The organism is Burkholderia sp. M6-3 (assembly GCF_050858985.1).
GTDB classification, from domain to species: domain Bacteria; phylum Pseudomonadota; class Gammaproteobacteria; order Burkholderiales; family Burkholderiaceae; genus Paraburkholderia; species Paraburkholderia caledonica.
On sequence record NZ_CP110090.1, the window covers coordinates 183,371 to 196,866 of the forward strand.

The 13,496-nt window shown below is 56.8% G+C and carries 10 protein-coding genes; 5 read left to right on the plus strand and 5 right to left on the minus strand.

Annotated features, from left to right (window positions below):
* Positions 1 to 26: 26 nt before the first annotated feature.
* From OH764_RS00795 to OH764_RS00810, 4 genes are read right to left on the minus strand one after another with little or no spacing between them, the layout of a single operon-like run.
* Positions 27 to 1,646, minus strand: coding sequence for a type I restriction-modification system subunit M (locus OH764_RS00795; protein WP_498847681.1), 1,620 nt, complete (start codon positions 1,644 to 1,646; stop codon positions 27 to 29).
* Positions 1,643 to 2,869, minus strand: coding sequence for an AAA family ATPase (locus OH764_RS00800; protein ID WP_498847682.1), 1,227 nt, complete (start codon positions 2,867 to 2,869; stop codon positions 1,643 to 1,645). The genes OH764_RS00795 and OH764_RS00800 overlap by 4 nt, the downstream gene beginning before the upstream one ends.
* Positions 2,866 to 4,152 (minus strand): restriction endonuclease subunit S, encoded by a 1,287-nt coding sequence (locus OH764_RS00805; protein ID WP_498847683.1) that lies wholly within the window; start codon positions 4,150 to 4,152, stop codon positions 2,866 to 2,868. The genes OH764_RS00800 and OH764_RS00805 overlap by 4 nt, the downstream gene beginning before the upstream one ends.
* A complete protein-coding gene (locus OH764_RS00810) occupies positions 4,145 to 7,219 on the minus strand; it encodes a type I restriction endonuclease subunit R (protein ID WP_498847684.1) in 3,075 nt (1,024 codons plus the stop codon). The genes OH764_RS00805 and OH764_RS00810 overlap by 8 nt, the downstream gene beginning before the upstream one ends.
* Before the next feature lie 1,116 nt (positions 7,220 to 8,335).
* Between OH764_RS00810 and OH764_RS00815 the strand changes: the two genes are divergently transcribed.
* From OH764_RS00815 to OH764_RS00835, 5 genes are all read left to right on the plus strand, one after another.
* On the plus strand, positions 8,336 to 9,319 hold the full coding sequence (locus OH764_RS00815) for a ubiquitin family protein (protein WP_498847685.1): 984 nt from the start codon (positions 8,336 to 8,338) through the stop codon (positions 9,317 to 9,319).
* A 458-nt stretch (positions 9,320 to 9,777) separates the two neighbouring features.
* Positions 9,778 to 10,074, plus strand: coding sequence for a hypothetical protein (locus tag OH764_RS00820; RefSeq protein ID WP_498847686.1), 297 nt, complete (start codon positions 9,778 to 9,780; stop codon positions 10,072 to 10,074).
* Positions 10,075 to 10,102: 28 nt separating this feature from the next.
* The gene (locus OH764_RS00825) at positions 10,103 to 10,408 is read left to right on the plus strand and encodes a hypothetical protein (RefSeq protein ID WP_498847687.1); all 306 of its coding nucleotides are present in this window, start codon (positions 10,103 to 10,105) and stop codon (positions 10,406 to 10,408) included.
* 69 nt (positions 10,409 to 10,477) lie between these two features.
* Positions 10,478 to 10,660, plus strand: a complete 183-nt coding sequence (locus OH764_RS00830) for a hypothetical protein (RefSeq protein WP_498847688.1) — start codon at positions 10,478 to 10,480, stop codon at positions 10,658 to 10,660.
* 15 nt (positions 10,661 to 10,675) lie between these two features.
* On the plus strand, positions 10,676 to 10,939 hold the full coding sequence (locus OH764_RS00835; protein ID WP_498847689.1) for a hypothetical protein: 264 nt from the start codon (positions 10,676 to 10,678) through the stop codon (positions 10,937 to 10,939).
* Between the two features lie 581 nt (positions 10,940 to 11,520).
* Here OH764_RS00835 and OH764_RS00840 read toward each other — a convergent pair.
* Positions 11,521 to 13,155, minus strand: a complete 1,635-nt coding sequence (locus tag OH764_RS00840; protein WP_498847690.1) for a methyl-accepting chemotaxis protein — start codon at positions 13,153 to 13,155, stop codon at positions 11,521 to 11,523.
* Positions 13,156 to 13,496 lie beyond the last annotated feature (341 nt).

Here is a 13,496-nt window from a genome sequence, read left to right on the forward strand (position 1 = left end):
CTGCACGGACAAGTCAGTGTGAGCGCCTATGGCAACGGCTTCAAATTCAGTTCTCGCAGGAAAGCGTTGTGCTTGTCCTTCGCAGCCGCAATCGCCTTTTCAATCTCCGCCAGTTCTTGGTGAGTCTCATCCAGAACAACCTCCGTCTCGTTCACCGCCGTGCTGATATAGCGCGCGATGTTCAGGTTGAAATCGTTCTTCTCGATCTCGGCCATCTCCACTCTGCGCGAGTAGCGCGCCTCTTCTTTGCGGAACTGGTAGGTCTTGATGATCTTGGCGATGTGCTCGGGTTTGAGCTGGTTCTGGCGTTTGCCTTTCTCGAAGTGCTCCGGCCCGCTTGCGTTAATGAACAGGACATCGTCCGGCTTCTTGCACTTCTTCAACACCAGGATGCAGACGGGGATGCCGGTGGAATAGAACAGATTGGCGGGCAGGCCGATCACCGTGTCGACGTGCCCGTCCTTCAACAGCTTGGTGCGAATGCGTTCTTCCGCCCCACCCCGGAACAGCACACCGTGCGGCAGGATGATGGCCATCACGCCTTCGTCTTTGAGGTAGTGGAAGCCGTGCAGCAGGAAAGCGAAGTCGGCAGCGGACTTGGGCGCGAGGCCATGGCTCTTGAAGCGCACATCGTCGGCTAGGGCGTCGGTTGGTTCCCAGCGGTAGCTGAAAGGCGGGTTGGCAACGATGGCGTCAAAGCTGGGCTTTTTGGCCGGGTTTTGCTCCCGCATCATGTCCCACTCGTTGAGCAGGGTATCCCCGTGGAAGATCTCGAACTCAGTGTCTTTCACCCCGTGCAACAGCATGTTCATGCGCGCGAGGTTGTAGGTTGTGATGTTCTTTTCCTGGCCGAAGATCTTGCCGATGGTGCCGTTCGCCTGGGCCACTTTCTTGCGCACGTTGAGCAACAGGGAGCCAGAGCCACAGGCAAAGTCCAGCACGCTTTCCAGCCGCTTCTTGGTCCCGGTTTTCGGTTCCTGACTGTCCAGCGTGACGATGGTGGAGAGGATGTCGGAAATCTGCTGCGGGGTGTAGAACTCGCCTGCCTTCTTGCCGGACCCAGCGGCAAACTGACCTATCAGGTATTCATAGGCATCGCCCAGCGCGTCGATGTCGGTGGAGAACTCCACAAGTCCTTCGGCGATTTTCTGGATGATGGCGCATAGTTTAGCGTTCCGGTCGGCGTAAGTTTTGCCGAGCTTCGGGGAACTCAGATCGATCTCGGAGAACAGACCCTGAAAGGTACTCTCGAAGGATTCCGTCTCGATGTACTTGAAGCCCGCTTGCAGCGTGTTCAGCAGCTCTGCGTCTTGGGTGCGGGCTAGGTTAGCGATGCTGTTCCAGAGATGCGCGGGCTGAATGACGTAATGCACCTTGCGGCGCATCTGCTTCTCGAACGCTGGGATGTCGTCAACGTTGTTCGCATACCAGAGCGCCAGCGGCACCTTGCGGATGTCACTTCCCACATCAGGGTAGTCCCGCCCCAACTCCTTCTTCGCCGCCGTTTCGTAATTGTCTGAAAGGTAGCGCAGGAAAAGGAATGACAGCATGTAGTCGCGGAAGTCGTCCGCATCCATGGCGCCGCGCAGTTGGTCCGCGATGCTCCAGAGGGTCTGGTTGAGTTGCTTTTGTTTCGATTCGTTCATGGCGTCGTGGCAGGTGCGGCGGCGGGTGCTGTAGGTGCTGCGGGTGCTGTAGGTGCTGTAGGTGCTGTAGGTGCTGCGATCGGTGTCGCCTCAAGAATGTCAGGCAGGTCAAACTGGAATTTGGTGGTGAAGTCTTCCAGAATGCGCCGGAACAACTCTTTGTTGTCCTCCCCCATTTCGGTCGGTTCGTGGATGGCGTATTTGCCATGACTGAGGAGGTTCAGCGCGCGGTTGTAAAGTGCACGGTCTTCCTCGATGCTCAGCGCCTTGAGGCAGAAGGAGATGTCAGCGTGGCCGAAGAACGACGCCGTTTTTTCCATGATGCTGCGCAGGGCGTTGAAATGGAAGGTGTATAGCTTGCCGGTACTGGGGGCAGCGGCAAGTTGGAGCTCAGCGAGTGACGCGACGTGATGGAAAAAGGGCGTGTCTTCGGTGGCCCGCAAGGTATATGCGCCGTCTCCGTTCGGGCGGTGCAGAAAGTAGCGCTTGTGGGTCACCCTCGACTCGCCCTCTTTTGCTCTGCCAATCTCGTTGCACATCACGTTGAAGAAAAGGGCGTGATGGGACGAGAAAACAACCTTGATGGGCGCGGGAGTACCGTCCTGGCCTTTGCGGCTCACAGCCCGGCGCAGGAGTTGGGCGAGGTCGCAAGCCACGGCGATGGCGTTGTTGTCGTCCAGTGAAGAGATGGGGTCATCAATGTAGAGATATTTGTTCAATTGATAGGAGACATGACCGTCGAGCATCCGCTCGCAAATGGCCATGAAGAGGCACCAGATGAAGATATTCTGCTCGCCACGGGAGATCTTGATATTCTCGGCTTCACGGTTCCGGAAAGAGACCGTCCATGTCTCGTAGTCAATGTCGAAATCGAAGTCCGCATAACGGTCGAGGTATCCCGCAATGGTTTCGTCCAGTGCGAGGTCTTTCAGACCATTGAAGAAGCTGGAGTTGGGATTGAGTCTGAGCCGCCGGACAACATCACCGTCTAGATCGTTGTCCCAGGTGAACAAGTCTTCGGTAAAGGCATTGAAGTAGAGGGTGTCGGGAGCGCCATTGTTCTTGCGCTTCCCCTCGTCCTTGAACTCCATCGACAGCCGTGTCTTGCCAGTGCGGTTGTAGGCATACATGAGGATGAGCTCTACTCCGCCCAGATCGTCACGCAGCCTTCTCGCGAGTGTTCTGAGGTTGGCGTATTTGTTGATCTTCGGCTTTGCGCTCATGCATCAACCTCTTCCGAGGATGGGAAGAGTTGCTGCAGCAACCCTTTCTGGTGGCTCTTGAGGGCTTCCAGCTTCTGGGCTTCGACGGTGATCAGCGCGTCGAGGGTGCTCAGGAACGAAGCGATACGTTGTTGTTCTTCGACCTTAGGATGGCGAATGCAGAGAGTGACGAACACGGAAGACTTGATGCCTTTAGCTGTCGATCCGGTGCTGTGAAAGTCGATTGTCTTTTGCATCTCCGGCCCAAGCAGTGACTGAAAAAGGAATTCAGGAACACATTTCTTGGTATTGCATCGGAGCGTAATGATGCGCTGACCGAGCGCAAATACCCCCACACTCGGAAACATCGCCACATTCCCGAGTGGTGCCTCAGTGGTGAAAAGGATGTCTCCTGCGTTGGGAATCCCTTTGGTCATCCATGCGGCGTAGGCGCCTGCTTCGATGTATTCGTCGGCTGTCATATCGAGCCAACCAAATCGCACATTCTTTGCGGTAATCAGCGGAACGCCCGATTCTGCTTTTGGTGGTGGCTTGCCTCGATAGTCGATTACCTTTTCAAGGCAATTCCCCAGTTCTGTCGTTTCCCACTCCCCGGCGTTCTGAAACTCGGGGAAGCGAACGCGGGGTTGAGTTTCGCCTTCGCGGGGGAAAAGCTGGTGCATCAGCCCTCTCTTATGAGTCTTGAGCGCGTCCACTTTCCGCGCTTGCGCGGCCATCAGCTTGTCCATCGAACTCAGGCAGTCGGCGATTTTCTTCTGTTCAGCGTAGGACGGCAACAAGGTGCGCCACTCGCAAAGCCTGCTGAAATAGAGTCGGGTTCGTGTGCCTCCAGCCTTTTGGGATAGAGCAAACCGCTTGAAGTCGAGGCTATTATTCAGCTTGACGAGAAGGAAAGCTGGATTCAGACCCTTGGTGCTGAAAACCGGATACTCTTTACTTACCGCAATATCCCCGCCTGTTTCATTGATATTGAACTTGAACAGACCGTCGTCGCTCATGTGGCGATAGACAAAGCAGGCGGGCGGAACCACGCCGTATTCGTTTTTGTTCTGGAGAACCCGGCCGTCGAAGTAAGCGTCTTGGCGCTGCAGGCCGTCTCGTGTAGAGCTATAGACGGGTAGCGTGGTATCAGGTGGTACTCGGCCTGAACGGTCCTCCAAATATGGCCCAACGAATTTGTATTCCCATCCCGCCGTTCCCAGAAACTCTGGAAAGCGCAGCTTCGGCACCAGCGCAGGCTTTGCCTCTTCCTTTGCTGTAGCGGTTCTGTTCTTACTACTCATACGCACTGAGTCCTGAGATGTCGCGGCCACCGGCGCGTTTAACAAGAAGGGGGTGGAGGTCATCCATGAGGGCGAGTTCGGCCTGGGTGCGGGCTTTCCACCCGAGGTCGAGCGGGGCCATCAGGTCGCTGAGTTGCTCGCCATCGAAGATCATGCGGTCGAGGATGCCGTCCACGAAGCTTTGAAGGGCGGCGGTAGTGAGGCCGTGCTTCGCGGCGATGGCGGCGAGCTCCTTGGCGCTCTTATCGGCCTTGAAACGGGTATAGCCGTCGCGGATGGCCGCCTCAGAGAGGCCCTCACCCGCCTGGAGCGTGGCGATGTATTCGGCGATGTCGTCGCGCTCGTTCATGAACTTGGCATCGGCGCTGATGAGGCCGATAAGTTCCTCGCGGGTCATCTTGGCCTTGCCGGGCCCCTTGGCAGAGAACTTGGCGATGAGGCCCATGATGTAGTCGTAGTCGATGACGGCGGAAGCGAAGAGCACAAACTCGAAGTCGAGCTCCTCCACGGGATCATCGGTGCCTGGGCCATCACCTTTCTTGGCGTCTTTGCCCTGCTGCGCTCTGAGCTCTTTGGCAGTTTGCAGATACTGGCCTTTGAAGCCGCGCAGGTTTTCATCGGGCAGCACCTGCTCGATGGCGGCCTTGTTGTCTTCGCTGAGGTCGGTGTATTGGTCCAGCTGGGTTTTGAGTCGCTGGACTTCCTTGAAGTGGCTGATGAAGGCGGCGCGGGCCTCGTCGCCCTTCAGGTTAGCTACGGCGGATGGAGTGCAGGCAAGGCCTTGGGACGTCATGAAGTCGTCCAACTTCTGCACTGCGGTCTCCAGCTTCTGGATGACCACAGGCGCCTTGTCCACGAGCCAGATTTCCCGCGCCTGCTCGCCGGTCTTCTCTCCGGAGAAGAGGGCGATGGCTGCATCGACGGAATCTTGCTGCTGGCGAAAGTCGAGGATGTTGCCGTAGGGCTTGGTGCCGTTGAGCACGCGATTGGTGCGGGAGAACGCCTGGATCAAGCCGTGGTGCTTGAGGTTCTTGTCCACATAGAGCGTGTTCAGGAACTTGGAATCGAAGCCAGTGAGCAGCATGTCCACCACGATAGTGATGTCGATCTTCTGCGCGGCCGGGTAGTCGGCATTGGGCCACTGCTGGTCCTTGATGCGTTTCTGCACATCCTGGTAGTAGAGGTCGAACTCGCTCAAGCGGTGGTTGGAACCGTAGCGGGCGTTGTAGTCGGCGAGGATAGCCTTGAGCGCGGCTTTCTTGCCCTCGGGATCTTCTTCGTTGTCCACCTGTTCCTGCGGCAGGTCTTCCTGGATCTGCTTGACGTCTGGGTCTCCCTCGGCAGGCGGGGAGAAGACGCAGGCAATGTTCAGCGGCTTGAAATCGGGATCGGTGGCCTGCTTGTCCGCCTGCATGGTCTTGAACAGAGCGTGGTATTCGATGGCGTCGTTGATGGACGCGGTGGCGAGGATAGCGTTGAAGCGGCGCCCGCCGGTGGCTGCATTGTGCTTGGCAAGAATGGCCTCGATGACAGCCTTCTTGGCAATGGCTTCGCCCGGCTTTGATGGGTTCTTACCCTCGGGCTTGAAGTAGTCGACGTGGAAGCGCAGGACGTTGCCATCCTCGATGGCATGGGTGATGGTGTAGGCGTGGAGCTGCTTGTGGAAGAGCTCCTCGGTGGTCCGATACGAGGCCACCTCACCGTCGATTTTTATGCGACTGGCGTTGCCGTCGGGTCCACCAAATATCGGCGTGCCGGTGAAACCGAAGAGCTGCGCCTTCGGGAAAAATGCTTTGATGGCCTTGTGATTGTCGCCAAACTGCGAACGGTGACATTCGTCGAAGATGAAGACAATGCGCTTGTCCTGCAGTGTTTCGAGCTGCTCTTTGTAGGTGGCCTGGCCGTTTTTGCTGCGCTGCTTGTTGCGCTTGCTGTTTTCGTCCAGCGCGAGGCCGAGCTTCTGAATGGTCGTGACGATGACCTTGTCGGCGTAGTCCTCTGAAAGTAGGCGGCGCACGAGGGCGGCGGTGTCGGTGTTTTCTTCGACGCAGCCTTCCTGGAATTTGTTGAATTCTTCCCGGGTCTGGCGGTCGAGGTCTTTTCGGTCCACGACGAACACACACTTGTGAATGTGGTCGTTTTCCTTCAACAGGGTAGAGGCCTTGAAGGACGTGAGCGTCTTGCCGCTGCCAGTGGTGTGCCAGATATAGCCGTTGCCGTTGTCTTCGTCAATGCACTTGACGATGTGTTGCACGGCATAGACCTGGTATGGCCGCATGATCATAAGCTTTTGCTCACCCGCAAGCAGCACCATGTAGCGGCTGATGGTGCGGCCGAGGTCGCACTTTCTCAGGAAGTGTTCGGCGAACTCGTCGAGTTGGGTGATCTTGCGGTTGTCCTCGCCTGCAAACTCATAGATGGGCAGAAAGCGCTCGTCGGCATTGAAGGCGAAGTGGCGGACGTTGTTGTTGGCGAAGTAGTAGGTGCGGTCGCGGTTGCTGACGATGAACAGCTGCATGAAGCAGAGTAGCGTCTTGGTGTAGCCGTTGCCCGGGTCGTGCTTGTATTCGACGATCTGCTCCATTGCCCTGCGTGGGTTCACGCCTAGGGTCTTCAGCTCGATCTGCACACACGGCACGCCGTTGATGAGGATGAGAACGTCGTAGCGGTGGTGGCTGTTGTCGGTGTTGATGCGGAGCTGGTGAACGACCTCGAAGTGGTTTTTGCACCAGTCCTTGATGTTCACCAGCGTGTAGTTCAACGGCGTGCCGTCGTCGCGGGTGAAGGCATTGATGCCGCGCAGGGTCTTGGCAGCGTTGTAGACATCCGGGGTAACTATTTCATCTAGGAGCCTGGCGAACTCGGCTTCAGTTAGCTTGACGCGGTTCAGGGCCTCGAACTTCTCCCGGAAGTTCTTCTCCAGTGCGGCGCGATCGCGAATGTCGTCGCGGTATTCGTACTTCAAGTTCTGAAGCTTGCCAAGGAAGCCGTATTCGATGTGCTCTTCTTTGACAACGGGGCTCGGTGCTCCGGACGGCAGATCGTAGGTGAACTTGGATGAAGGCATGGGGGAGGAACGTGCGTTGGCTATGGATCGGAATGCAATGCGGGTGGCGGGTCGCTATGTATTGTGTTCGTTGGGATGTACTACAACCACTTATAAGCTCGCCAGTGTAAGGTCCAACGTTCCACTCATGTGTCGTGGGAGGCCTTGATGCGCGGGCTCTGATCGAGCGCCGACTTCGAAAATCCGCACTCGGAAACGATTTCCTTGCGCGATCACGCCTCACGGCTCGTCATCGAACGGAAGACTTAGCTCGAACCCAGTCGAGGAACGTGCCGAGGTTCTGCTCGGCCAGCTGCTTACGGCTTGCCGCTTGCCGCTATCAGCCCTCTATTCTAGCCGAGGCAACCATTCGCCTGCCGGGCGCTTCTTGTCCTGCTGCCGGTTCACGTCGGGCAACGGGGAGTTCAAGCATCCCTCCTTAAGACGCGTCATGTTCGCGTTGTATGCCCACAGCTGGCGTGTTTTCCCTATTCCGCTTGCGGTATAAGTCTATCGCTCCCTATGAAATACGTATGAGCGGACAAAGCGTGGCCCTCGAACCTGAACGGCTTCATCTGCGCAGAGGCCGGCCCAGATCTTCGCAAGGAGCCAAGCCTGTGAGACATCGTTGGAAGCCCGCAAGCTCTAGCCGGTGCGCAAGAGTCGGTAGACGTCCACTACCGATCCTGATCTAAACCGCCTCGCACGGGGTTGTGAACGTCCGCTCTGGACAAATCTGACAGACCGCTTAGGGTCGGGTTCGGCAGCTCGCGCAGGATCGTCGCGGACGAACGGTGCGGGAAGCTGCTGTTCGGCAGCCGGCCAATATTAGACATTCGAACCGGGATGCAGATCCCCAACTCCAACGGCGGTCGCAACCAATGGGGAGCTCGGCAGGAACACTGGACCATCTAAAGTCTTCGCTTGAGGAGCCGATATAGCAGAGATCGGCTGGTCCTGACTACTGCTGGCATGCAGAGCTTCTCGCTCGGAACATGAGCGTCGCGAGGACGGCTTGCGTTGCTGGTATATGAGCGTGTCCTTTGCTTGCAGGCCGCGAATAAATTGAAAAACGCATAACAAAGACATAGATACTTTCAGCTTTTTGTACTTTTCCCAGACCACATCTCAGACCACATGACCACCCAATATCACCTTTGCCCGCCATTCTTGCATTATCCGGAAGAGGATGACTTCTCGGATGTATGGGAAAGATTTTGTTGCAAGCTCCTAAACATTGAGCACAAAACGACTGAGATTTACGTTCGTAACCCGCCAGAGCAAGGCGTAGACATTTTTTTTCCTACCAAGAAGGTTGCGTATCAATGCAAAAGCATTGAGTCTGGGAAGTCGGGAGGCTTCAATGTCACGAAGGCAGTGGAGTCAATTCGCGCGGCGAAAGCAATCAAACCAGCGCTGGGCTGGGAACGCTACGTACTCTGCGTAAATGTGGCGATATCTGGCAAAGCGGAAGCCACCCTTAAGGCAGAGCTACCAGACATTGAGATATTGCCAAACTCGCATTGGGTACAAATGTGCGAAAATTATCCAGCAGAGGTTGAAAGAAATTTCAGAAAGCTTATTGAGATACCTGCCCCCAGAATACAGGCGGCCATTGAAGAGCGGTTCATTTCCGCATTTACGGACGAGATGAACAGGAAGCTTGACTCAAGTCAAATAACTATTATTCTATATTGTAATCAACATGATACAACCTATCGCGTATCAGTGTCGGCAGATTTCACCTGCGAAGAATTACTTGAGGTTTTTCGTGCGTTCTTTAAACTTCCCGAGTCCAAGACAGTAGAAACGGAAGAGATTCGTGTTTCTCTATCGCACTCAGTTGTTTTTGAAGGAAAGCAGGTTCCTTTGTCCAAGACATTACGCGACGCAGGTATTCTTGCAGGTAGTGTCGTTACGTATTGGACAACATTTCGCTGGAAAGACTTGCATCTTGAGGCGAGGGGCGACGTCATCCAGATGATGACTATGCATCGAATTACAGCGCCGTCTGGCGTCCGTTCAAAGAGCGAGCGTTCAAGGGGCGCTCTTGAGCTATTCAAAATCTTAGTTCGTAGTCGGTTTGAGCAGGTCGATGCATCCCTTGTCGGCAATGTGTAACGTTCGGCTCGACTCGGGCCTAGCGTACACAGTATGCTTGGCCCCGTCGCCATCAGATGATTACCGTTTGCGACGTCATGTAACTCAAGACCGCCTTATGGTTGAGTCGGTCCGACGGACCGCGATGGGTCCGATCGCAGCCAAGTATCTTCGCTCGTGTTTAGTGGATCAGGCGGGAAACGGTAAAAAAATCAGCCGGGTGCCAGCAATCTGATGCAGCGCTTCGGACTAGACTGCTAGGACCGACTCTACGGCGCAAAAGGTCAGGTTTTAGGGATGGTTCGATCGGCTCTACTGCGCTAAAGGTCAGGGTTTCGGGGATGGCTTTTTAAGGGTTGCCTCAATGAGGCTAACGCACTCGACTAGGTCGGGATGCGCCTTCGCGTGGAAATCGTGCTTTCGCGGCTCAGCGCTCGACGCGTATCCTTGTATCAACAAGGGGAAAAGTCACACGGATCTTGAAAAAACTAGGCCGCTCCATCGCGCGCAAAGCGTTCCTTAATTGCGCTAACGCGGTCCGTCGCGAGGGCCGCAAGCGGGATTGGGGCGAGAGCATCAAGCCGGTCTCGATCGAGCGTATGTTTCTGAGCGAGATCCGCAGGCAACTCGCGTTGATGCTTGCCGAGCCTGCTTTGATCGAAGGGGCACGGTCGACAATCGACGTTGAGGTTGGTAGTCTCGACTCTACACGCAATCAAGCAATCATCGATGATGCCTTGTTCGCTCGACGCATCAACGCGATTTGGCAGGAATAGACCAGATCCGAACGAGACAATAAAGAAGATGAGCCCAGACCTCAAAAAACGGCTAACTGAGCGCTGTCCAGAGATCTTCGCGGGACAAGAGCGAACTGGTGCCGTAATGTGGTTCGACTTGATCGACACGCTGTGTGCCCAATTGCGAAGGACCACGGCGAACGGCTTGCCGCAGGTCACAACGTGGCAGGTCATGGAGAAGTTAGGCGGCTTGCGTTTTCAAGTGCAGCCGATACCTGAGCGCTTCGAACATGGCATGATTGAGTTTGCCGATGGCCATGAGCCTGCACAACTGCGACCTGTGTGGAAATCGTGGGAAGCTTCAGGGCCTTGAAGGAGACGCGCATCGCTGCTGGGTGCGAGCACGCTGTGATGTGCACGCGGATATTCGGCCGGAGTAACCATGGCAGAAGAGGAGCAGATCGAGGCAAACGAAAAGTGCCCCTTGATGCAGGCAAAGCGGGCACGGCAGAAGCACGACCGCGAGCTGGTGGAGAGCGGGCAACGCACGCTCGAATCGATGTTTCTCATCTCGCCCGAGATTGTTCGCACGTTTGTTCTCACGCGCCGTACGGACGACTTTTGATCGAGGTAACGAGCGATGACAGAAGACCACGACCGGTTGATGGCAGACGCTGAGGCGGAAAAGGCCGAGAAATGTCCTTTGATGCACGTGGAGCGCGCACGTCAGAAACTGGATCGTGATGATGTGCGCAGCGGCCGACGCACGCATGCATCGATGCTGAAGCTCAATGCCGACGGCATTCGGAAAAATTGGGTTTCGTCAGACGCCGACCGCGGAGCGATTGAGGCTTCTTTGTCAGATTGCGGACGCTCTCTCGATGGTCCCCAAGTTGGGTCGTAGAGCAGCATTGCTCGAACGCTGTCAAATATCAGCGGCGTCAGCGCGCTTTCGGACTGCTCGGGCTCCGGGATGAAGCGCTCTTAGCTTTCCTCAGTGTGTCGACGGAAGAAACTCGAAATGTCCACCCGGGCAGATTAGCTTGAGGAATCCCGAGGCCGGACGACGAACCGAAATCGTGTCTCGCTGGATACCTCATATCAAAGCGTTGCTATGGATGTGATATGGATCTGAGATGTCGGTTGCGCCGAACGGACAGTGCCAGGCCAGACTGGCGCCCGCACGCCGTCGTACGGATCGTGCTGCAGTAGCTTTCCCACCGTTATTTCAGACCATTTAGTCAGCGCCACTGAGGGTAAGCCAACGCCTTCCATGGCTTGAAAAACGGGGGCATTTTTGGGGGCAACACCCATTATAATCGCCAGCATGAGCCCATTTGGCGGTTGTTTTGAGCATTTGTTTGGTTGTCCTCCTCCCAACAAGATTCCAAGCAACACCACAAGCTTCAAACCAAAAACCCCGGCAGCTCAACCTGCCGGGGTTTTTGAATTTTGCCGTCAAGCGCTTCCCCGCAAACCACCAAATCAGAACTGATCCCACCCCGCATCGTCGTCGGCGGAGACAACGGGCATCGTTCCAACCTTGACCGGCGTTCGCATCGACGCCGACGCGCCCACCCACGGCGCCGCCGCAACAACTGCACGTGTCGTAACAGCCGGCTTCTCCCGACCAACAGAAGCCCGAGCACCCCCACCCCCACCCCCCCCCCCCACCCCCACCCCCTCCAAAACCCGAAAAAACCCCACAACCTCATTCAACTGCTCGCCCTGCTCCTCCATCGACCGCGAAGCTGCCGCCGCCTCTTCCACCAGCGCCGCATTCTGCTGCGTGACGTTGTCCATCTGCGTGATCGCGAGGTTCACCTGCTCGATGCCGCGGCTTTGTTCGCTCGATGCCGCCGCAATCTCCGACATGATGTCAGTGACGCGCGCCACCGCCTCCGTCACCTCGCTCATCGTCTTCCCCGCTTCGCCGGCGAGCGACGAGCCGTCGCGGATCTTGCCCACCGAATTGGCAATCAGATCCTTGATTTCCTTCGCCGCGCTCGACGAGCGCTGAGCCAGGCTTCTCACCTCGCTTGCAACCACCGCGAAGCCGCGACCCTGTTCGCCCGCACGCGCCGCTTCCACGGCCGCGTTCAGCGCGAGAATGTTTGTCTGAAATGCAATTCCTTCGATGATGCCCGTGATGTCCGCGATCTTGGTCGAGCTGTCGCTGATGTCCTGCATCGTGCTCACCACCTGGCCCACCACCGCGCTGCCTTTTTGCGCAACACTCGACGCGTTCGCGGCCAGCGTGCTGCCTTGCTGCGCGTTATCGGCGTTCTGCTTCACCGTCGACGTAAGTTGCTCCATGCTCGAAGCCGTCTCCTGCAGCGACGCCGCCTGCTGTTCCGTGCGCTGGCTCAGGTCCATATTGCCCGCGGCGATCTCGCGAGCCGCGTGCGCGATGCTCGTGCTCGCATCGCGCACGCGTCCGACGATCGTCGTCAGGCGCTCGTTCATCTCACGCAATGCGCCGAGCAGCTTGCTCGTTTCATCCTTGCCGTCGACGTTAATGCGCGTGCGCAAATCGCCTTGCGACACGGTCCGCGCGACGCCGATTGCAAGATTCAACGGACCGCTCACCGCGCGCGTGAGCACCACGCATGCGCCAACCGCGAGCGCGATCGCGAGCAGGGAAATCGTGATGAGCAAGTTGCGCTGGTGCTCGTAGTGCGCCGCATAGCCGGCGATCATCTCCTCCTGCCGCGAATGCGCGTAGTCCGCGTAAGCAGTCTCCACGCGGTCCATCTCGGCCACAAGGCTGCGCGCTTTGTCGCTCGCGTCGGAGGCCTTCACCATCTCGTTCAGCTTCTTCAGGTTCGCGGCTACATCTTCGTGCGCGCGCGCCACCAACGCTTTCTCGATGTCGAGGTCCTCGGGCTTCACAACCAGCACGAGGTTACGGGCCGCGATCGCACGACGGTCGACCGCTGTTCTCACTTGTACAGCCATGTCGGCGCGCGCGTTGATGCCGCGCACGAAGCTGGAGAACCCCTCGGTCGAGTCGCTCAGCGACTTGAGGGAAAGCCCCGCAACCACGACGACAATCAGGGACAACGTGCCGAAGCCGGCAATCAGCTTCGCTTTAATACTGAACTGGTTCAAGGCAGCCATATGTTGTTGCTTCTCCAAGGACGAAACGTCGACGTTTCGTGATGGACTCTCAGGTCCGGACATGGGAGCGTCTATGTGACCGTCGTACTTCCCGACGGTCCTGCGCAGTGTTGCCGCTGCGTGCAAGCACGAAACCGGCATCCCATTTACTGGTTATCGGGCCGCGTTGAGCGGACTTGAGGGAGGCGAGGTAATCCATTACGGACTTCTCATGAAATCCGCATAGAACATGACGTGGGTGCGCGGCGTAAGCGATTCACAAGCGGTTCCACAAGCGAATCGCAAGCGCCACATAAGCGGCGCACTAGGCACTAAAAACCCGTCTTTTCGATCCTTTGGGT